Origin of the sequence: Tenacibaculum sp. M341 (assembly GCF_004337695.1) — a bacterium.
GTDB lineage: Bacteria > Bacteroidota > Bacteroidia > Flavobacteriales > Flavobacteriaceae > Polaribacter.
In genome coordinates, this window is the sequence record NZ_SJXJ01000031.1 from 1 (window position 1) to 21,827 (window position 21,827).

At 29.5% G+C, this 21,827-nt stretch carries 20 protein-coding genes and 1 pseudogene; 14 read left to right on the forward strand and 7 right to left on the reverse strand.

What is annotated here, in order from left to right:
- Window positions 1-216: 216 nt before the first annotated feature.
- Complete coding sequence (locus tag EYW44_RS20610) at window positions 217-1,824, reverse strand: hypothetical protein (RefSeq protein ID WP_132727308.1); 1,608 nt, start codon at window positions 1,822-1,824, stop codon at window positions 217-219.
- A 104-nt stretch (window positions 1,825-1,928) separates the two neighbouring features.
- Window positions 1,929-3,554: an aminopeptidase P family protein gene (locus EYW44_RS20615; RefSeq protein WP_132727311.1), complete on the reverse strand. Its 1,626-nt coding sequence runs from the start codon at window positions 3,552-3,554 to the stop codon at window positions 1,929-1,931.
- Between the two features lie 271 nt (window positions 3,555-3,825).
- On the opposite strand from EYW44_RS20615, the gene gcvT reads away from it, so the two are divergent.
- A complete protein-coding gene (gene gcvT / locus EYW44_RS20620) occupies window positions 3,826-4,908 on the forward strand; it encodes a glycine cleavage system aminomethyltransferase GcvT (protein WP_132727314.1) in 1,083 nt (360 codons plus the stop codon).
- Between the two features lie 38 nt (window positions 4,909-4,946).
- Here gcvT and recG read toward each other — a convergent pair whose 3' ends face one another.
- Window positions 4,947-7,082, reverse strand: coding sequence for an ATP-dependent DNA helicase RecG (gene recG, locus EYW44_RS20625; RefSeq protein ID WP_132727318.1), 2,136 nt, complete (start codon window positions 7,080-7,082; stop codon window positions 4,947-4,949).
- Window positions 7,083-7,205: 123 nt separating this feature from the next.
- Between recG and EYW44_RS20630 the strand changes: the two genes are divergently transcribed.
- The 9 genes from EYW44_RS20630 (at window position 7,206) to EYW44_RS20675 (ending at window position 14,906) form a co-directional block, all read left to right on the forward strand.
- The gene (locus tag EYW44_RS20630) at window positions 7,206-8,417 is read left to right on the forward strand and encodes an RsmB/NOP family class I SAM-dependent RNA methyltransferase (protein WP_132727321.1); all 1,212 of its coding nucleotides are present in this window, start codon (window positions 7,206-7,208) and stop codon (window positions 8,415-8,417) included.
- Between the two features lie 22 nt (window positions 8,418-8,439).
- Window positions 8,440-9,498 (forward strand): endonuclease, encoded by a 1,059-nt coding sequence (locus tag EYW44_RS20635; RefSeq protein WP_165872287.1) that lies wholly within the window; start codon window positions 8,440-8,442, stop codon window positions 9,496-9,498.
- Window positions 9,499-9,720: 222 nt separating this feature from the next.
- Entirely contained in the window at window positions 9,721-10,416 is a 696-nt protein-coding gene (locus EYW44_RS20640; protein ID WP_132727327.1) for a hypothetical protein, read from the forward strand.
- A complete protein-coding gene (locus EYW44_RS20645) occupies window positions 10,416-10,811 on the forward strand; it encodes a VOC family protein (protein ID WP_132727330.1) in 396 nt (131 codons plus the stop codon). The genes EYW44_RS20640 and EYW44_RS20645 overlap by 1 nt, the downstream gene beginning before the upstream one ends.
- 96 nt (window positions 10,812-10,907) lie before the next feature.
- On the forward strand, window positions 10,908-11,339 hold the full coding sequence (locus EYW44_RS20650) for a hypothetical protein (RefSeq protein ID WP_132727333.1): 432 nt from the start codon (window positions 10,908-10,910) through the stop codon (window positions 11,337-11,339).
- A gap of 89 nt (window positions 11,340-11,428) precedes the next feature.
- On the forward strand, window positions 11,429-11,797 hold the full coding sequence (locus tag EYW44_RS20655) for an immunity protein Imm33 domain-containing protein (RefSeq protein WP_207893822.1): 369 nt from the start codon (window positions 11,429-11,431) through the stop codon (window positions 11,795-11,797).
- A gap of 86 nt (window positions 11,798-11,883) precedes the next feature.
- Window positions 11,884-12,300, forward strand: coding sequence for a hypothetical protein (locus EYW44_RS20660; protein ID WP_132727336.1), 417 nt, complete (start codon window positions 11,884-11,886; stop codon window positions 12,298-12,300).
- Window positions 12,301-12,328: 28 nt separating this feature from the next.
- Window positions 12,329-12,703: a hypothetical protein gene (locus tag EYW44_RS20665; protein WP_132727339.1), complete on the forward strand. Its 375-nt coding sequence runs from the start codon at window positions 12,329-12,331 to the stop codon at window positions 12,701-12,703.
- Between the two features lie 1,372 nt (window positions 12,704-14,075).
- Window positions 14,076-14,906 carry a hypothetical protein gene (locus EYW44_RS20675; protein WP_132727342.1) on the forward strand — a complete coding sequence of 277 codons (831 nt, stop codon included), beginning with the start codon at window positions 14,076-14,078 and terminating at the stop codon, window positions 14,904-14,906.
- 99 nt (window positions 14,907-15,005) lie between these two features.
- Here the strand turns inward: EYW44_RS20675 and EYW44_RS20680 are convergent.
- Window positions 15,006-16,574 (reverse strand): annotated as a pseudogene (locus EYW44_RS20680) (IS1182 family transposase).
- Between the two features lie 221 nt (window positions 16,575-16,795).
- On the opposite strand from EYW44_RS20680, the gene EYW44_RS20685 reads away from it, so the two are divergent.
- The 4 genes from EYW44_RS20685 (at window position 16,796) to EYW44_RS20700 (ending at window position 19,389) form a co-directional block, all read left to right on the forward strand.
- Window positions 16,796-16,996, forward strand: coding sequence for a hypothetical protein (locus EYW44_RS20685; protein ID WP_132727345.1), 201 nt, complete (start codon window positions 16,796-16,798; stop codon window positions 16,994-16,996).
- Window positions 16,997-17,212: 216 nt separating this feature from the next.
- Entirely contained in the window at window positions 17,213-17,833 is a 621-nt protein-coding gene (locus EYW44_RS20690; RefSeq protein WP_132727347.1) for a hypothetical protein, read from the forward strand.
- A gap of 232 nt (window positions 17,834-18,065) precedes the next feature.
- Complete coding sequence (locus EYW44_RS20695) at window positions 18,066-18,515, forward strand: hypothetical protein (RefSeq protein WP_132727350.1); 450 nt, start codon at window positions 18,066-18,068, stop codon at window positions 18,513-18,515.
- 217 nt (window positions 18,516-18,732) lie between these two features.
- A complete protein-coding gene (locus tag EYW44_RS20700) occupies window positions 18,733-19,389 on the forward strand; it encodes a hypothetical protein (protein ID WP_132727353.1) in 657 nt (218 codons plus the stop codon).
- 95 nt (window positions 19,390-19,484) lie between these two features.
- Here EYW44_RS20700 and tnpA read toward each other — a convergent pair whose 3' ends face one another.
- From tnpA to EYW44_RS20715, 3 genes are all read right to left on the reverse strand, one after another.
- The gene (tnpA, locus tag EYW44_RS20705) at window positions 19,485-19,892 is read right to left on the reverse strand and encodes an IS200/IS605 family transposase (protein WP_132727356.1); all 408 of its coding nucleotides are present in this window, start codon (window positions 19,890-19,892) and stop codon (window positions 19,485-19,487) included.
- A gap of 290 nt (window positions 19,893-20,182) precedes the next feature.
- Window positions 20,183-20,806: a 4'-phosphopantetheinyl transferase family protein gene (locus EYW44_RS20710; RefSeq protein WP_165872288.1), complete on the reverse strand. Its 624-nt coding sequence runs from the start codon at window positions 20,804-20,806 to the stop codon at window positions 20,183-20,185.
- Window positions 20,807-20,876: 70 nt separating this feature from the next.
- A complete protein-coding gene (locus EYW44_RS20715; protein WP_132727362.1) occupies window positions 20,877-21,815 on the reverse strand; it encodes an ornithine carbamoyltransferase in 939 nt (312 codons plus the stop codon).
- Between the last annotated feature and the right edge of the window lie 12 nt (window positions 21,816-21,827).

The window sequence follows — 21,827 nt, forward strand, 5'->3', positions numbered from 1 at the left end:
TTTCTAATTCTATCATATCTTTGCTTAGTACTTGGTACATAGGGTTGTGTTTTTATGTTTCGCAACACAAATATCTACAACCCTTAATTTTTTCTCAAAAAAAGTCAAGATGACTTCAATATAAACACTTGATTTTAATAAAAAAACAAAAGAAAATCTTTATTTTTTTGTTAAATTAACCCACCTAATATAACAATTCCTACTCTATAAACTTTTCTATAGTGTACTAATTTTAAAATTAGTTTCTCTAAATATTCTATTATCCCTACTAAGAATAAGCTCAACATTATATTCAGTATTAGTATCTAATCCTTCAATAAGAATTTTAGGACTAGTTTTAGATGGATTAAATTTCATATACTCTATTCCATTTAATTTCAGAGTAAATTCATAAATATAATTTACTCCATAGTATATACCTGTATCTAAATGATAACCACAATTATACGACAAAGCAGTTAACCAATATAAATCAAAACTATTTGACGTAATATTTGATGTGTAAACATCTATATTAGAAGAAGGAGTTACTTCTATTGGGTAAGTTGTAATTTCGAATTCCTTAAAACCTCTTTCAATTATTAAGTCTGGCTCGTAAATAGGATTAGGAGGTACTACTTCATCCTGACCTCTAGCGTTTTCAATTTTAATAATATAATTTGTATTTGGAGTAAGTTCATATGAAAAAGGTGTCTGAAAAAATCTAAAACATTGAGTTGTTTCAATAAATTCATCATTTATATAAAGATTCCATATGTCCCAATTTAAATCTTCTAAATAAATAGGGTCATGATTACTTTTTAAACTATTAGCAACAAATCTAAAAGAATTATGTGTTACATTGAATATCTTTACATCAAAATTTGAACGTACAGGTGGGAGATTTAAAGGAGTAAAATCTATATAATGATTATATTCAACGTTAAGACTTTCATTTCTTGAAACAATTTTAAGTGTGTTTAGTTTGTTGTCATAACTAACTGGTAGTACTATTTTTAAATCATTAGATTTATAGTCTTCATAAATAATATTACCATTCAACAAAACCGTATTTTTTGTATCCAAATTTAAACCTGATAATTTAAAAACAACTGTTGAATAACCTATATAAATAGATTCACTTTCAAAAAAAACACTATTCGCTTCTTCTCTTGAAAGACTTTGTATCTCAATTTCTTCTGATTTTAAGTCATTATTCTCAGGGAATTCAGCTATAATTTGCACTTTATATAAAAAAGAATAATCTCCGAGAGGTAGTCCATAATAAACTTTATCATCATCTGTTTCGAAACTATCTGAAGGTTTGACTCTATGTGTTTTACCATTTACTAAAATTCTATAAAGAGGTTTAACACCATCTGGCCCAATAATTTTATTCCAGGTAATATGGCTGTAAATAAGTGGAATTCTGCCTTGTGAGTTCCACAAAGGCTCAATACTAAACTCTTTAAACTCCAAATCTACAGCTATAGTTTTTGTAGTAAACGAAAATTCACCAACAATCCTTTTTCCACTTTCTAATTTGGCTATTACTTTACCAGAATAAGCTTGATCTAATTTAAGATTTTCGAAAGAATAACTAGTATCGGTTATTTCAGAAGAAATAACTTTATCTTCAAGAAGAATATCATAATATATTTTTTCTGAACTTTTAGGAGAATTCCAAAATATAACCGCAGAATCTTCTTTAATATCTCTAAAAGAAATAACTAATTCATCTAACTCTTCTTCAACTACAATATTTTCATCCCCCTTACATCCTAAAAAAAAGAAAGAAAGAAAGAAAGAATATATAAATATATTTATCAATTTATTTATTTTCATTTTTATCAATTTATTTTTGCAAAAATATATATTGTATATTTAAAAAGCAAAAATATCAGTAGTTAGTAAAACATTAAAAAACACTATATTCCCCTGTTGTGCATTTAATCTAAAGAAGGTAATATAAAATCGTCTAAAACACTTTTTTTAGCCATCATTTTCTCTATAGCTTTTATAGTTCTTGGGGCTTCTTCTGATAAATTTTTAGGTCCTTGTTCGGTAATTAAAATATCATCTTCAATTCTTACAGCTATTCCCCACCATTTTTTATCACATGAACTTCCTTCTGGAATATAAATACCAGGTTCAACAGTAATTACCATATTTTTAGCAAGCTTACCATAAGTTCCTGGATCGTGAACATCTAAACCAATATGATGTGAGGTACCATGAGGAAAATAAGAATGCTTTTCATCTATAGATTTGATAATTCCTAATTTTAATAAACCTTCATTAATAATTGTTTTTGATTGTTGTCCAGGAGCCCAAAATTGATTTCCTACTTTACAAACTGCTATACCTGCATTTTGAGCTTCTAATACAATTTCATATATCGCTTTTTGTTCAGGTGAAAACTTACCATTTGCCGGAATTGTTCTTGTAACATCTGCTGTGTAACCTCTGTATTCGGCTCCTAAATCCATTAATACTAAATCGTTGTCAACTTTAGTTCTGTTATTTTCAATATAATGTAAAATGCAACCATTGTTACCTGCTCCTACTATTGAAGGGTATCCTTCATATTCTGCTCCATATTTTTTGTAAACAAACTCATGAATTCCTTGAATTTCAGTTTCAGACATATGAGGCTTCATAGCTTTCATTACTTCTATTTGACCAACTGCAGAAATTCGAATTGCTTTGGTTAGTAATTTTAATTCTTCTGCAGTTTTTATTTCACGCATTTGAGCCATTTTTATACTCAAAAACTCTTTATTTATATTATTGTGCTTAATACTTAGTTTTAATGTTGCCTTTTCTTTAATTGCTTCTATTTTATTTGTGTCACTAGTATTCCTGTATCCCTGAATCAACTCATCTTTTTCTAAGTCTGGATAATATACCATTACCTTTCCTAAAGCTTGAGCAACATTTGCAGCATTTTCAACGGGGGTAGCTTTGATTAACTCATATACTTTCTTTTTAGGTTCTGATAATGATGCTGATGTATTGTAATTTGAATTTCTCTTAAAACTCTTCACTAAATCATATACTTCCCCTAATTTATTCAATGAATTTCTATAATCATCTTCAAAATCTTTGATATAAACTTCGTCAAATTTTGTAAAATCTATAGCGTCTTCTATAAACTCTTCTGAAGTTTTAGCTATAGAAAAACCTAATTGAGATTTGGCTCCTTCAACTCCTAAACGTTTACCATTCCACAATTCATAAATAGGGTCTTTTTTTGGAAGATAAATAACCTCATTGTAGGTATTCCCTATTTTATCTGTTCTATTTTCAGAAAAAATTAAAACTACTGCATTAGGTTCTCTCAATCCAGTCAAATAATAAAAATCTGGGTCTTGATGAAAAACATAATCTACATCGTTAGCTCTATTTCTAATAGGATTGGCAAAAACTACTGCTACAGAATTTTTAGACATTTTTTGTCGTAAAATTTCTCTTCTATTTTTATGAAATTCTTTTGAAAGATAATCGGTTGGTGTTTGTGCTACTAATAAGTTATAAAAACTCAGTAAAAAAACACTGAATAAAATCTGCTTCATTAATTCAATTTTGATGAATTCAAATGTACTATTATTATGAATACTATTGAAAGTTTTAAATAATTGGTAGCTGTAATAATTAAAACAAGTAATAAATATCAACATCAAACGATCTATTTATCAAATTATAAAAAACAACTAGTCTAAAGCAATCACTCTTCATTTATTATTAAAAATAACTACTGTTAACTGAAAAACTGCTAATGGCTAACTAATAATTGGATACTATTCAATATTTTTGATGCTTGAAAAATAACAACTAAATCATAGCATGAAAAATACAGCGCTAACACATATACATGAAGCACTTGGAGCAAAAATGGTTCCTTTTGCAGGTTATAACATGCCTGTTCAGTACGAAGGAGTAAATGCTGAACATGAAACAGTAAGACAAGGAGTAGGTGTTTTTGATGTAAGTCATATGGGTGAATTCTTTTTAAAAGGAGAAAATGCTTTGGCTTTAATTCAGAAAATAACTACCAACGATGCTTCTAAATTAGTACCAGGTAAGGCTCAATATACTTGTATGCCAAACAATGATGGTGGTATTGTAGATGATTTAATTATTTACATGATTGCTGAAAATGAGTACATGTTGGTTGTTAATGCTTCTAACATTGAAAAAGACTGGAACTGGATTTCTAAACATAACGACTTAAATGTTGAAATGGAAAACAGATCTGAAGATTGGTCTTTATTAGCTATTCAAGGTCCTAAAGCAGCAGAAGCAATGCAATCATTAACTGAAGTTGATTTATCTGCTATCAAATTTTATACATTTCAAATTACAGATTTTGCAGGTATTCCTAATGTTGTAGTTTCTGCAACTGGTTATACTGGTTCTGGTGGATTTGAAGTTTATGTTAAAAATGAAGATGTTGCTCAACTTTGGGAGAAGGTTTTTGAAGCTGGTGCTGATTGGGGAATTAAACCTATCGGATTAGCTGCCCGTGATACTTTACGTTTAGAAATGGGATATTGTTTATACGGAAATGATATTACCGATACTACCTCTCCTATTGAAGCTGGATTAGGGTGGATTACCAAGTTTACTAAAGATTTTGTGAATGCTGAAGCTTTAAAAACACAAAAAGAAAACGGAGTAAGTAGAAAGTTAGTTGCTTTTGAATTAACAGAGCGTGGAATTCCTCGTAAAGATTACGAAATCGTAGATGGTGAAGGAACTGTTATTGGTGAAGTTACTTCAGGTACTATGAGCCCTAGTTTAAGTAAAGGAATAGGTTTAGGATATGTGACTATTGAAAATTCAAAAGTAGATTCAGAAATCTTTATTCAAATTCGTAAAAAACAAGTAGCTGCAAAAGTAGTGAAGTTACCTTTTTATAAGGGATAAATTATTATAAACAAGGAGGAGAGCAATTTTCTCCTTGTTTAACTAATATCACTCCAAATTCCACTCGTTTTTCTTAATGAAGTCAAACGTTTCAGAATTAAACTATTTTTTTCTAATGATAAATTAGGATCATCGTTTAACAATTGCATAGCAGATTGACGAGCTTGAAATAAAATAGGACTATCTTTTACCACATCTGCTATTTTTAAATTCAACACACCACTTTGCTGTGTCCCCATAATATTTCCAGGACCACGAAGCTTTAAATCTACCTCAGCAATCTTAAATCCGTCAGTAGTTTCAACCATTGTTTGTAACCTTGTTTTAGAATCTGATGATAATTTATAACTAGATAATAAGATACAATAACTTTGTTCGGCTCCACGTCCTACTCTACCTCTTAACTGGTGTAACTGACTTAATCCAAATCGTTCAGCACTTTCAATTACCATTACAGATGCATTTGGTACATTTACCCCTACTTCAATTACTGTAGTAGCTACCATAATTTGAGTTTCCCCATTCACAAAACGATTCATTTCATAATCTTTGTCCGCTGGTTTCATTTGACCATGAACAATACTAATTTGATATTTCGGAGAAGGAAACTCTCTTATAATACTTTCATAACCATCCATTAAATCTTTATAATCCATTGCCTCAGATTCTTGAATTAATGGATATACTACATACACCTGTCTACCTTTCTCAATTTCATCTTTTAAAAATTTAAAAACTCCTAATCGATGACTATCATATCTGTGTACTGTTTTTACATCTTTCCTTCCAGGAGGCAATTCATCTATTGCTGAAATATCTAAATCTCCATACAATGACATTGCTAATGTTCTTGGAATTGGAGTTGCTGTCATTACTAAAATATGTGGAGGAATAGCCCCTCCGACCTCCTCAGAAGATTTATCAATTGAGTTTTGTGTTTTCTCCCATAACTTTCTTCTTTGAGCTACTCCAAATCGATGCTGCTCATCAATAATGGCTAATCCTAAATTTTGAAACTGAACTTTATCTTCTAAAATAGCATGCGTACCAATTAAAATCTGTAAAGAACCGTCTTCTAAGCCAGCATGAATCTCTCTTCGCTTTTTAACTTTCGTTGATCCTGTTAATAAATCTACTTTAATATCCGTACCCTCTAACAACTCAGCTATACCATTATAATGCTGTGAAGCTAAAATTTCTGTAGGTGCCATAATCGTTGCTTGGTAACCATTATCAATAGCTAAAAGCATTACCAACAGAGCAACAATTGTTTTTCCAGAACCTACATCTCCTTGTAATAAACGATTCATTTGAGCTCCAGAACCTACATCTTTTCGTATTTCTTTCAACACACGCTTTTGAGCATTTGTTAAATCAAAAGGCAAATGATTATTGTAAAAATTTGTAAATATCTCTCCTACTTGTCCAAAAACAAACCCTTTATTTTTTGATTTGTTAATTAGCTTTTTCAACAATAATTGCAACTGAATAAAAAATAATTCCTCAAACTTTAATCTATACTGCGCCTGTGCTAATAACTCTTGACTTTTAGGAAAATGAATATTTAAAATAGCTTCTTTCTTGTGTAGCAATTTGTGTTCATTTCTAAAATCAGCAGAAAAAACCTCCTCTATGCTTTCAAAAGTTTGTTGTAGTGCATTTTGCACCATGCTTCGCATTACTTTGTGTCCAATACCTTTATTAGATAATTTTTCTGTTGAAGGATAAACAGGCTGCATAGCCGTTTGCAACTTTTTTTTGTATTCTGAAACTAATTCCATTTCAGGATGTGGCATACTAGCTACGCCATTGTACCAATTCAACTTTCCATAAATAACATAAGGCACGCCACCTTTTAAAGAATCTTTAATCCACTTGGCTCCTTTAAACCAAACCAATTCTATACTTCCGGTTGCATCAGAAAAAGTAGCTACTAACCTACTTCCTCTTTTTTGTTTGACTGTTTTTACCGAAGTAATTTTTCCAACAATTTGAACTTCCGAGGTGTTTCTTTGAAGCTGGTTTATAGTGTAAAATTGAGTTTTATCTATATATCGAAACGGAAAAAGATGCAATAAATCATTACAAGTTCTTATTCCTAATTCTGAAAATAATAACTCGGCTCTTGCTACACTAACGCCTTTTATATAAGTTACAGGTTGATTTAGATTCATTTATAGTAAGATGACTTTTACTATTTTATAATTTTAAATTTTATTTACACAGCATTTTTACATGCAAACGAAAGTACAAAAAACCATTAAAATCAACTATATTTGTAGCCTTAAAATCATTAAATGAGATTACATAGAAACTTGGTATATGCTGTTATTGATAGCTTAAGAGACATTTTTAATGAAGGTGTTTATGCCGATAAAGCTGTTGAAACTGCATTAAGAAGAGATAAAAGATGGGGTGCTAGAGATAGAAAATTTGTTGCTGAAACCATTTATGAAATTGTTCGTTGGAAACGTTTATATGCTGAAATTGCGAATGTAAAAGTTCCTTTTTCACGCCCTGACTTATGGCGATTATTTTCTGTTTGGTGTGTATTGAGAGGAATTCAATTACCTGATTGGAATCAAATTGAACCTACTCCAACCAGAAGGATCAAAGGAAAGTTTGATGAACTTTTAAAAATTAGAAAATTTAGAGAATCGATACCTGATTGGATTGACGAAATAGGTTTAAGTGAATTAGGTGAAGAGGTTTGGACAAAAGAAATTGCAGCTCTTAATAAACAAGCTGAAGTTATTTTACGTACCAATACATTAAATACTACTAAAGAAAGTCTTCAAAAAAGATTAAGTGCTGAAGGAATTGAAACAGAATTTGTAAAAGGACATCCTGATGCTTTAAAATTAGTAGAAAGAGCGAATGTTTTTAAAACAGAGTGCTTTAAAAAAGGATTATTTGAAGTTCAAGATGCTTCATCTCAATTAGTTGCTGCATACCTAGATGTTAGTCCTGGTATGAAAGTTGTAGACACATGTGCAGGTGCAGGTGGAAAAACTTTACACTTGGCTTCATTAATGCAAAATAAGGGGCAAATTATAGCTATGGATATTTACGAGAGTAAATTAAAAAAGCTAAAAGTTCGTGCTCGTAGAAATGGAGTACATAATATTGATTTGCGTGTTATTGATTCTACCAAACCTATAAAGAAATTACACAACAAAGCAGATAGAGTTTTAATTGATGCTCCCTGTTCTGGTTTAGGTGTTATTAGAAGAAATCCGGATAGTAAATGGAAATTACAACCTGAATTTTTAGATAATATTAGAAACGTACAACAACAAGTACTACAAGATTATTCAAAAATGGTAAAATCTGGTGGTAAATTAGTATATGCTACTTGTTCTGTATTGCCTTCAGAAAATCAAAAGCAAATTGAGTTTTTCTTGGCTTCAGATGCTGGTCAGGATTTCTCTTTTGTAAAAGATGAAAAAATATTATCTTACCGATCTGGTTTTGATGGCTTTTACATGGCTTTATTAGAAAAAAAATAAATTTAATATATAAATGATGACGATGGTAAAAAAATTACTTTTAACAATAATTTTCCTTACAAATGTAGTAGTATTATTGGCACAACAATCATACTATAATGATGTTGATTTAACCAAAACAGGTATCGAATTAAAAGATGAGTTGGCTGTAAAAATTTCTAGTACACATACTAATATTTTAGATTATACTCCTGGTGTATGGGAGGCTTGTAAAGCTACAGATGTGAATCCAGACAATCCTAATGAAGTATTATTAATTTATGGATTTAGCGCTTCTGGTACTACAGCTAGAACTAGAGGAATTGATGACAATGGTGGTAGTAATGGCGATTGGAATAGAGAACATACTTTTGCTAGAAGCTTAGGTAATCCTAGCTTTGATAGAGGTGATACTCCTTATTCAGATGCACATCATTTACGCCCTTCTGATGTTCAATATAATGCAACAAGAGGAAATAAGCTTTTTGGAGAGGGTTCTGGGAACTCTGGAGAACAAGCTTCTGGTGACTGGTATCCTGGTGATGAATGGAAAGGTGATATAGCGCGTATGATGATGTATATGTATTTACGTTATGGTAGTCAATGTGTACCCTCAGATATTGGTGTTGGTACGAATGCTGGTGCTGGTGACGATATGATTGATTTATTTTTACAGTGGAATGCAGAAGATCCTGTTTCTGCTATAGAAGATAAGAGAAATGAATTTCATGAAGATACTAGTAATACCTATGCACAAGGAAATAGAAATCCTTTTATTGACAATCCTAATTTAGCTACTCAAATTTGGGGTGGTCCTGCTGCTCAAGATAGATGGGGAACGGCTAGTACTGATGATTTTAATAGTTTTGGTAATTTAAGAGTTTTTCCAAATCCTTCTAATACAGGAAATGTTACAATCAAATCTAGTAACGAGATTACTGAAGTTAAGGTAATTTCTATTATTGGTAAAGAAATTTACTTTAAAAAGAATCCAGAATTTGTTGCTCAGAAATTTACTATTGAAAACTTAAATAGTGGAATTTATTTAGTAAGACTTTCAAACGCTAATAGCTCAGTTACAAAAAAGTTATTAGTTAAATAAACAATAAGCTCATAGCTATATAAAAGCCTTAAAAGTATGATACTTTTAAGGCTTTTTTGTTAACTCAACGTTTTATTTATTCTTATTTTACAATAAGTTTCTGATCTAAGAAGTATTAAAAATGGAAAAAACATTTAGTTTCTACAATACTGAAATTTTATATTTGTTATACAGTGTAAATAAACACAATTGTATTTAGCCATATGTTAACTTTCATATAAAATGGGTATTCAAAATCAAATATTAGTATTTGCTAAAAAATATTCTCTGAAGGAGAAGGCTTTATCCTCTATAGATCAAGTAATGGATGCGTGCATTGAATCCGATAATGAAATCGGCATAGATTTCTTGGAAGGTAATAATAGAGAAGACTTGATTTATGAATTTGGAAGATTTGAATTTCAAGTTGACCCAAATGACGATTGTAAAATTGTAACAAAGATTAAAATCTACTCCAAAAAGCTTTATGGACCGAACTATGACGTTCCTGTTGGGGGCTATGAAGAATGGACTGATTTAGAGGGAGAGCATTTGGACGAATTTTTGATTTTTGACTGGACGCCAATAAATCTGAATATTGATTACCACATTGAGCGAATAAACAAAACTATTCCTCAAAGATATTTTCGAAGAAATATTCCCGAGTATGAATTTGCGACATACGTCAATCACGCAATATCCTTATTTCAGGGAAAGCAATTTGATAGTACAATAGTATTTCTAAAAAGATGTCTAGACTATTTAGAAAAAGATATAAATAAGGAAATAGAAGAAGAATATTTAAGCGAATGTCTAGAACTGTTTCAAAGGGTTTATCATTACGTTAAAAATGACAACTTGGTAGATTCTGAAAAACTAGATGATTTTAGAATAAGCGAAAGAATAAAAAACGAAAAGCTAACAAAAACTAAACGCTAATGAAATACGGATATACAATAATTTATGTTGAGGATGTAAAAGATACCATTGAATTTTATGAAAAGGCATTTGGGTTTCAGCAGAAGTTTATAACACCTGAAAATGATTATGGAGAATTGATTTCGGGAGAAACAACAATTGCTTTTGCCTCTATTGAATTAGGGAGTTCCAACTTCAAAAAAGGATTTGTAAAAACGAATAGAAATGAAAAACCATTTGGTGTGGAAATGGTATTCGTCACTGAAAACATTGAATCGGACTTTAAAAAAGCTCTAGAAATGGGAGCGATTGAATTTGAAGCTTTGACTGAAAAACCTTGGGGACAAAAAGTAGGTTATGTGAGAGATAATAACGGATTTTTAATTGAAATATGTACACCAATTAAAACGGAATAAAAAATAAGATGTAAAAATTCGGTTCTGTGTTAATCCGAAAAATTAGTGTCTTTTTGTATGCTACATTTCATACACACGACCGTTATAGTTGATTAGATGGAAAACGAATTAGAACTACTAAATAATAAACTCGTAGGTCAATTTATCTCACGATTTAGTGTTGGAGATACTTGGGATTTGCTTATTGGGGATTATTGGCTTTCAGCACATACCATTGAATTCAAAGAAGAAAGAAAAATAACAAAACTCCTTAAAGAAAACTACAATCAATTTAATTTTAGCGTTGACAAAGAAGATGTTTCTAAATCGACAATTGTAGCCGCAAATCTAAGAAAGTTGATAACTCGTATTGATTTGGATGAAATGAAAAATTTGATAATTGATTTCAAGAATGGTTCAGAATTAAGAGTATTGACTAATACCGATATTGTAGACTGGCAATGGTGTATCAATAAGAGTGGTAAAAATCCATATACAGATTTTGAAATAGCTTGCTTTTGGAAAGGTGAAATTAAAATAAAAGAATAAAAATTCGGCTCTGTGTTAATTCGAAAAGTTAGTGTTTTTTACACGCTACGTTTCATACACAAGTCAGTAGCGCCACATATTGAAGAATAATGGAAAATAAAGAAATCGAAGGGTTAAAGAAACACATAGAATTGCAAAAAATGATTTGTAAAAAGTATAATTCTAACTTTACTCCTATTGACGAAAAACTTTTTATTGGAGTTTCCTCAAATCTTGAACTTGAACCTTTGAATGGTTTACGGCATCCTAAACATGAAAAAATGATCGGATGGTACATTTGGAGTGGTGAATGGTCTGACGAAGATGATTTTTTCAAACCTCTATGTCTGGAACATTTAATTGAATTAAAACCTGAAATAATCAAATATCTCGGACTTGACATTGGTTTTCGTTTTTTAACGGACAAAAAAGGCTACGAAGATGTTTGGCTTGATGAAAATATAAAAGAATTAAAATAAAAACGTTTGTTTTGACTTAGTAGTAAACCAAAAGTTAAAAGCTTTAAACTTGCACTACTATTAATACGAAGAAAATTACCTACTTTATGAAAAAAGAAATAAAAAAAGATATACAGTCGATAATTGACTATTCTCATAAATTCGCCAAATACATGTTAAACAATGGAAAAGAATATTATCCATTTGGAGCACAAATTAAGAATAACGGAGAGCTTGTTGCTGTCGGACAAGAAGATAATGAAACTGATTTTCCAAATAGTATGAAAGTTATTAATGAACTAAGATCTAAATTTGAGAAACAATTTATTAATGGTGAAATCATAGCTTACGGATTGACTTATGATGTTAAAGTACAAACAAATGATTTAGGTGAAAAATCAGATGCAATCTGTATTGACATAACTCATAGAAATTCAAATGATATTCCAAGATATTTTTTTACTTATTATTGGAATCAAAACAATGAACTAATTTTTGGACAGAGTTTTGGCATGAAAAAGTAGGCAATAAAGTTAACAGTAATACAAGAAAATGAAAAACATATTAAAATTGCTAATTCTAATATTATTGATTTCATGTAGCGAAATTAAATTAGATAAAAATAGAATTCTAAATATAGGAAAGAAACTTACTCAAACCGATTTTTCTCAATTTCACTCTAACTTTCCTGATGTCGTAACACTTGGAGACGGTTTAAAGACTAAAATGACTGAACTACAGAAAAACGCTTCTAAATTTGGTTTTGAAATTAAAACTCATTATTTGATTTTTCCTTCTAATAATACTGAAAACTGTACCCTAACAGTAATGACCGATTATCAAAATGTAGAAATAAAACTGAGATATGATGCCGAATTTGATAAATTTCACATAATCGGATTTATGACACTAAATAAAATAAAGTAAGCATAAAAATGTATTATTAATTGCTCATGAACTTGATCCTAAGAACTAAATTTCACAAAACACTTATATACTTTTAATTAATTTTACAAACAAGTGGAAATAAATCTAAAAAAGAGTCTAGAAAAGATTCTACCCTTAAATACTTTCAACTGCAACTACAGATACATACTCCCCTATTCAATCCTTAAAACTACATTAAACACTATTTTGGACACAAAAGGAATACTATTAAAAAATAGCTATAAGTAAAAGTATCACCTGTGGCTAACATAGCTTTACTATACAAAAACAAAAAAATTATGATGAATGTAAAAAGAATCCGAAAGAACAATATACAAGAAATTACTACTCTAAAAAGACATTATATACATGCTGTTATTCGACAAATTAATAAATGGTGTATAAATTTTAGACCCAATAAACGTTTGAAACAATTATTAAAAAACGTTGAATATAAACTGGTGTAACTAGTTTTACAACTTTTTAAAAGGCAAAACCTCAAAAATACATTGATCTTTTTGAGGTTTTTTTGTGCTTTTTTCTCAAAAATGCTGCTGCTGCATTTTTTATTTGCAGCTTTGCTCTTGTTCAACTGGAGCTTTGCACTTCATCAACTGCAAAGCTGCAATCAACCAAACGCTACTTTGCTCTTACTAAACCGCAACTTTGCAAAAAATAAAAGCTAAGCTACTTTTTTAATCGCTATAATTTGTTGCTTTTTACTGTTGCTACTGCAGTTATTGTGTCTATAAAATGATGTTTTTACTCTTTTTTTGCTGCAGTCTGTTCATGTTACCACTGTGTTAAAATGTTTAAATTATATTCTATTCACAACATTTAACTTTTTCTATTTCTACCTTTCCTTTAGTACTTTTACTATACATCTCACATTTTATTATTAGATTTTCCTTAAGGCTCCTTTTTACATGATAAACAATGTATTATCTCCAATTCTACAACAGTATATTATTCAACTAACTAAAAGTAGTAATTTACTTTGGTCTCATGAAAATGAACAAAAAACATTTTTTTAAAATCCCCATATAATAGAAACAGCTTAAACACTCTTTTTCTCCCTTAAGAATAGCTTCTTGCATAAACATATCATATTAAAAATGATGCAAAATGTAACACCAGATACTTTAAGACATAGCTTTGCTACTTTCCTTTAAAAAAATAGAACTGATTTGATATATGTAAGTATTATAAGGACACAACTCAACAAAAACTACTGAAATATATACACATATTGCCACTAAAAACTTCAACAATATTAAAAACTCTTTAGATTTATAATATATATGAGTATTTTTGGTCTATATATAACGGGAATAAAAACAATTGTGTTTAGCCCTACGTTGTAAAACATTAAATGAACAGAACATTAAACTTATTATTTATTTTAATTATAATTTTGAACTTTTCTTGTTCAAATAAAAAAAAAGATACAAGATTAAATAATGTTCAAACAATACATAAAGCAGACTCAATTTCTGATGATTCTTTCTCATTCAACGAGTTTAACAAAACTGAACAAATACTTTTTGAACGAATTTCTGATAATGAAATTTGGATTTACAATTGTTTATATTCTGGATTTACAGGAGAAACAACTTTAATAAAGGTTAATAAAAAATTAGAGATAAAGTCAGCTTACTACAATTACTGGACGGATGTCATTGATGAGAATTCAACTGAATTCAAAGTAGTGAAATCAAAAATTGAGTTTAACGAAAACCCATTTACAACAAATAAACAAATCAATATTAATTACGAATTAAAAATAAATGAAATTTCTTATAAAACACAGAAAATAGTCAACTCTAAAACTATTACTTCTAAATTTATTAGTAAAGAAATGGCTGAAAGTGAAGAGAAAAGTTACAAAAAGAAATATGGATTTATTAATTCATTTGATGCATATAAAATTAAATATGTAGACAAAAAACCTAAATTATTATCGGGTATTGAAACTTTAAAAAGAAAACTAAATTCTGATTTTGACTTAAATAGAATAATAATTTTATTTACGATAGATATCAAAGGAAAAATTCTAAAAGAATCAATCAAATTAAGAGTTAGGAAAAATTTAGAGACAGAAGAAAAAGATAAAATAAAAAATTTAATAATTGAAAGATTAAATTATATGCCAGGTTATATTAATGAAAAACCTGTGAACACTGAATTTTATTTAAAGATTTAAAATAAACGTTTTACAACAAAGGTAGCCGTTGCACAAGTCTATAATTTCACATAAAACAACTTTAAATAAGCCTTTTAAAGAGGCTTATTTTTTTAGTAATTATAAGACTACTTTTAATTTTGAGTACATTAAAAAGTATGATACAAAGTCTACGAACATCCTTTTTATTAAAAACAGACTATTTATAGCCTTTGCCTTACTTTTTATAGTCTTTTTTATAAATTTTAAATATTTTTTCAAATTATAAGCAATTGCCGATACATGTATCACCTTATTAGCTTACTTAATTCCTAAAGTATTTATTTTACGAAGTCCCATAAACTGAGTTAAGGTGCCAAAAACAGGCTCTACTGTACTTTGACGTTTCCTTTTCATATAACGCCCTTGCTTACTAGCTATTCGTTTATTATTACGTTCATACTCCTCTCGGTAATAAGTAACACTAAACCTTTTCTCTTTTGCCGTTTTTCCTAAACATTCCTTTTTTATAGGACTGGTTTTGCATAGTTTACTTGACCCTCGATATTCTTTCTTCTTTGTTTGTGTTCTATAATCTAAAAATACTTTTTTGAATGGAATCTTTTTTCCTTGAGGACATTGATAATAATCTCCTTTTTTATCATAAATAAAACCTTCTGGTCCGCCTTTATAAGTTCCATGAGGTGCTATAAAACTTGTCACACCTTTTTTTTCTAAGTAAGCATATACCTCTCCACTACTATAACCCGTATCGGCTATGCAGTTTTTTAACAATAATCCAAAGCCCCATAATCGTTTATGCAAACGGTTTATAATATCTTCTAAACATTGACTATCTTTTTTATCAGCATGATAAGCTTGTATATCAGTAATCACATGATTTGCTGTATCTACACTAAGTTGACTACTATAATTTAACTTTCGTGCCTTGCCTGGTTTTACACTAATTCGGGCATCTGGATCGGTAGGACTGTAATGTGTTTTGTTACTAGTATAGCGACTTCCTTTATTATTAGCTCCTGGACGATGGTTCTGATCTTTTGCCCATTTCTTATTTCGTGATGCAATACTATTTAACTCCTGTTTATTGGCACTTAGTGTCCTTTGTTCTTTCGTTGTTTTATCTTCCTTGGCTTTTCTAAAAACTTCTTTATCTCGGTTACTTATATGGCGAACGGAAGCTAAATGAGAGGCTAAATCTTCTTTTGGTACTTTTAACTCCAAACTATCCATACTTGCATTGGCTTTTATTGGCGCTGAATCAATGGCTTGAGTATCTCCACTTACCATACCCTTTTCTATACACATACCTAATACCTTGGTAAAAACACTTTCAAAAACAGACTCTGGAAACAATTGACGAGTACGACTAAAGGTAGAATGCCAAGGAAGTTTTTCATCGATGTCATAATCTAAAAAATATAACAAATCTAAACGCATACTACAGTGTGAGATCAGTTTTCGATCACTTATAATGTTTTCTAAATAACCTATTAAACTAAGCTTAAAAAAAACAATAGGATCTATACTTTTTTGCCCGCTTTTACCATAGTAACATGACGTTGCTTTATATAAAAAATCTAATTGAAGTATCTCTTTTAATTGTCTGTAAAAATTAGATGGAGGGACATGATCGCTTAAACGAAAACTATTAAATAACTTCTCTTGGTATACTTTAACTCCTTGCATATATAAAAATAACAAACTAATGGAACCTCTTTTCTAAAGAAACCTTATTTTTTTGTTAACTTGTGCAACAGACACAAGGTATAACCGCAATTACGGCGGATTCGACTACGTCCGAATCCACTCGGAATTGCTAAAGTCTGTGCTTAATCAAAAATTAACGCATATTAACCCGTAACTGACGGTTATACGAGACCGTTGGGCAACATTCAAACTACCAATAAATGAAATTAATAATTGTAATATTTTGTTTTGCTTTTAGCTGTTGTGGACAAAATAAAATCACAAACAAAGTTAAATTTAAACTTATCTTTGACAAGAACAAACCAATCAGAGGTGTAACTATTTTAATTAAAAATTCTAAACCACCTGTTGGAACAGAATCTGATATGAATGGTAATGCAGTATTGGATTTAAAAATATAAGAAACATGATTGTTATAAGTTTTTTAGGGCCTTATATTGAATTTCCACTTGAAGAACCTGTAGATTCAGTTTTTCTAGATTTATCAAAAAAAAAGGTGTTTTGTTACTATCAAAAGAAAAGAACGAAAAAATACAATTTAAATTAAAAACGATTGCCCAACACCACCTAAACTGCATTAAAACGCAGCTTAGCCAAAACGTTAGCTTTAATTTGATATGATAATCAGAATAATTCTATTTTTAACATTTTCAACAACTTTACATTCACAAGAATTGGAAAAGAAAAAGTATTGGATAAAAACTCGTGATAAAAAGGAATATAAATCTTCTCTCAAACAAACAAATTGGTTTAAAGAAAAAACTGACTCAATAAAAGAACAAACTTTAAAATCAATTAATGATTTAGATAACGATTATTTATGTCTAGCTTTAGATGATATTTCTTTTGATACCGAAGGTTTTTGGAATTATAATGATTATAAAAAATTAACAGAAAAATTATTTCAGTTACTTAATATCCCGATAGAGATAAGTGGTTCAGGAAAAAATAAAGATGATTTAATTAAACTGAATATTAAGATTAATAACGTATATAAAAATTTTGTATTTGATAAAAGAGAAAATGGAGATTGGATAGATGACGAATATCTTAATGAAATAAATTCAATTATAAAGGTTTATTCAAAAAAGAAAATTTTCACTTTACCCATAGTTGACCAAGTAATTAATTGTATCATTATTTCAAGTAATGAGTATTCGGATTTTTTAGGAAAAGGACTAATACCAAAAGAACCTGATTATCTAATTAGAATTGAATATGAAAACAGTAAAAACTAAAGCTATCAATGGCTAAAGTTAATACGGGTTTTGGTGTTTAATCCGAAAGTTAGTGTATTTTTATAAAGTATATCAAATAGAATATTACGCGATAACGAAATGGTCTATTTAGGCTTTTAAAAAGAAAAAAATAAAATATAAAAATTCGGCTCTGTGTTAATCCGAAATGTTTGTGTGTTTTTGCACGCTACGTTTCGTACACAAGTCCGTTAGCAAGCATTAAATGCACTTGATGAAGAAAATATTTGGATTTAGTTTATCATTAATTTTGACCTTATGTCTTTCGTCATGTTCTTGGGGAATATTACTTTTTGTTGGTAACAATCTTGACCAAGAAATACAGATAAGTTATAAAATAAATGAAACTGAATTTTTAAAAAATCCTAAAACGTTCACTTTTAGCGAAAGCGTTTATAGACTTTATTATAAGAATGAAAAGAAAAGACCAACTGAATTACCAAATAATGCTGAATATAATGATGAAACACAAATGGTAACCGTGACCGTAAAACCCAATGAAGCAATTTTTATTGGAGGATACGCATCATTCGAATCATTTGAACAGGAATTCGACAAAAGCGAATTGAAAATAATTATTAATAAGGATTCTATTGTTGAAAAAAATAAATTGATTGAGCTTTCTGAATATAAAAAAAAGACTAGACTAATTAAAATAAAATAACGTTTTACAACATGGTGTATAAAACATAGCTAATAAGTCCTAAACCGATAGGTTTGTGTATATTTAGAAAGTCCGCCAAATTTTTAATTTGGCTTTTAAAAAGTGATAAATTAAAAACAAAATATAAAAATTCGGCTCTGTCTTAATCCGAAAAGTTAGTGTCTTTTTACACGCTACGTTTCATACACAAGTCCGTTGTATATCATTAAAAAACCGAATGAAAAAATTATACTTTATTTATATATTACTAATTTTAGTATCTAATAATATTTCAAGCCAATGTTATAAAAGCACCTACGATATTATAGAAGAAAAGCTTTGCCTTAAAGACGGAAATTTTGAATTTGAATTAATTGACCCGCTTGACCCAAATATAATAATCAATGGAAAGTTTATTAAAAAAAAGGACACCTTAATATTTAATCCTAAAATTAAACAAACAGAATTAATTGTCTCTAATTCAAAGCTTATCAATTATGAGCAAAAAGGAAAATTCATTAAACTAATTGATAATCAAAAGAAACCTTTAGCCTATTTAAGTGTCGTAATAAATAGCAATCGTGCACGAACCAATAAAGAAGGACTTATACAAATTGAAACTGATTTTCCTTCAGAAATTTCAATTAAAGTCTCTACTATTCATTCTCAGAAAACGTGGGCTAATCCATACCAAAAACAATTATTTAAAGTTGAGACAGGTTATGAGTCTAATAATAAATCTAATAAAGCAAACCTCCTAGTTATTGAATTAAATTTAGAAAAGGATTTCAAAACACCCTTTGAACACGAAACCAAATTATTAATTAGAGATGAAAGATTACACTACATTCTGAATAGCGGAGAAGTAATGGATATGCACTTTAATAAAATGTAATAAAAAACGCTACACAACAAGAGTAGTCATTGCACAAGTCTATAATTTCACAGAAAACAACTTTAAATAAGCCTTTTTAAGAGGCTTATTTTTTGTTAACTTGTAGCGACAGACACAATGTATAAAATCATTAACAATTCATTTGTTATATTACCTGTACTCCAAACACCATAGCCAACTCCCCAAAAATGTTTTCCCCAGTAAAGATCACTTAACTTTCTAAATTCTTGTTGAAGTTTACGAGAACTTCTACCCTTTAACTGCTTTACTAAATAGCTCACACTTTGTTTAGGAACATATTCTATATACATATGGATATGATCTGAACTAATTACTCCTTTTAAAATCGATACGTTCTCTGCATCGCAAATTTGCATCAGAAGTTCTCGACAACGAACCTGTATATCTCCTTTCAATATCTGATAACAATATTTTGTAACCCAAACTATATGAAAGGTTAATCTACTTACTGTATGAGAGCCTTTGCGTTTTAATCTTTCCATATCTGAAAAGTATTAATTTTTCATATAACTGAAAGTGCTGCAATAAAATTGCAGGGTTTTAGACCCTAAGTTTAGACCAATAAAAAGTAAGAGAGAATATTTCCCTCTTACTCTTCTAAATCTGTTGTAAAATATTCAACTCCAAAATAAAACTCATAACTATTTCATTTTTAAATAATTACCACACACAAGCAGCTATTTATAAAAACATCTCGTAGATAGCTCTGTAATAAAGTTGTAGGGTTTTAAACCCTAAGCTGAGATCAATAAATACCATAAAAATTTGTTTTTTACTTATATATTTCTGCAAAATCTCTATAAATACACTTTATATTCTTTTCAAGATTTATAGAAGCTGCTATATAAGTGATGTAATTTTCATCTATATCAATTTGGTACAAATTATACTTTTTATTTTCTAATAAAACAGATAAACTTGTAGTATTTATAGTATTGAGAGGGATTTGTAACCCTCTACCATCGGCTTTAACAATTGCTTCTTTTCGTGTCCAAAAAGTGTAAAAATTTTTATAGTTACTAATCATTTTTTTTTCTTCTTCGGAAAAAATACTTTTAAAACCTTCAAATTCTATCGGTTTCACCTCTTCAATATCAACACCTAAGAATTGTTTCTCATCTGTACTAACCGCACAAACAATATATTCTCCAGAATGAGAAATATTAAATGTAAACTCGCTGTTCTCAAAATAGGGTTTTCCATATTCTGTTTTTTGCATAAGTTCAAGCGAATAATCGTATCGTAATTGAGAAATAGCTTCTTTTAATAACAATCTTCCATATAAATATGCATGAGCATCTTGCCATCGTTTATAATTTCGCGTTTTTTTTTGCATCTCTAATGGCAATAAGGCAACTAATTTTTCAAAAGAATGATTAGGTAATTGTTTACACATAGTATAATATACAGCTGTCATAGTTTCTGGGGGACTAAATATAATAAAGCTTCTAATGCACTTCTAATTATTAATACACACACCATTCTAAAACTGCTTTTGCACTATGAGCCTTGTTTTCAGCTTGATTAAAGACTATACTTCTGTCTCCATCAATTACAGCTCCTTCTACCTCATCTCCTCTATGAGCAGGTAAATCATGCATAAAAATAGCATTTGAATAAGTATTCATTACTTCCTTTGTTACGGCAAATGGTTCAAATACTTCTCTCCAATTTGAATCTGGTTTTACTGTACCTGTAGTTTTCCAACGTGTAGTATATACAATATCTGCTTGTTGAGGAAGCTTTTTCAAATCATGAAACTCTTGAATTATTGTGTTTCTTGTTACTCCTTCTTCCTTAGCATATTGTAATAACATAGGAGCTATATTATAATTAGGAGGAGTAAAAAAGCTAATTGTCATATTTGGAACCTTTGCAATTGCCAATGCCAATGCTGATGCAGTATTATTTCCCTCTCCCAAGTATATTATATTTAACCCAGATAATTCACCAAATTGGTGTTTTATGGTAGTTAAATCTGCTATAGCTTGCGTTGGGTGTTCATCTGCAGACATAGCATTAACCAAAGACATTCTATCTTGATTTGCAAGTGCTTTCATTACATTAGGGTCACCTGCCGTTCTTACAACCAATCCATCTAACATTCTAGAAAGTACCTCTGAGGTATCATTAATACTTTCTCCAGTATTTAATTGTAAGTCATTGGGACCATAAGTTACAATTTGTGCTCCTAACCTAAGAGCTGCGGTAGAAAAAGAGGTTCTAGTTCTAGTTGATGTTTTTGTAAAATAGATTCCAATTACTTTACCTTTTAATTGGCCTCCTAACTCAACTTCTCCATTAATATATTCTATCCCTCTATCAATTATTTCAACCATTTCCTCAGGAGATAAATCTCTTAGAGTAACTATATGTTTTTTTGTTTTGCTTATTGTAAGGCTCATTTTTATACAATA